We start from the raw sequence: 269 nt of genomic DNA on the forward strand, positions 1-269 counted from the left end.
TGGATCGTCTCCAGCTACAATAACATAAGTTCCACCCTCTTCAGTGGAAGATTCTTCAGTGGTTGGCGGTGGAGCTACAGTACTTTCTTCTGGTTTCACTTCTTCAGTAGTCTGTTCTGTTTGTTGCTCCGTGGTTTGCTCTACAGTTTTTTCTGGATTTTCCTGAGCAAATCCACCGCTATGTTGCGTTTGATTATTCCAAAGAATAAAGGCAATCATGAAACCAACCAGTAAAAACATCGTCACGACAGTAAAGGTTAAAGCACGTG

1 protein-coding gene is annotated in these 269 nt (G+C 42.4%); it reads right to left on the reverse strand.

Translation table 11 applies throughout. From position 1 onward, the window contains the following. The coding region (locus tag ETC07_RS16210; RefSeq protein WP_205742573.1) for a hypothetical protein at positions 1 to 269 on the reverse strand (269 nt) is incomplete at both ends.

The organism is Halomonas borealis (assembly GCF_004798905.1).
In the GTDB taxonomy this organism is placed as follows: domain Bacteria; phylum Pseudomonadota; class Gammaproteobacteria; order Pseudomonadales; family Halomonadaceae; genus Halomonas; species Halomonas borealis.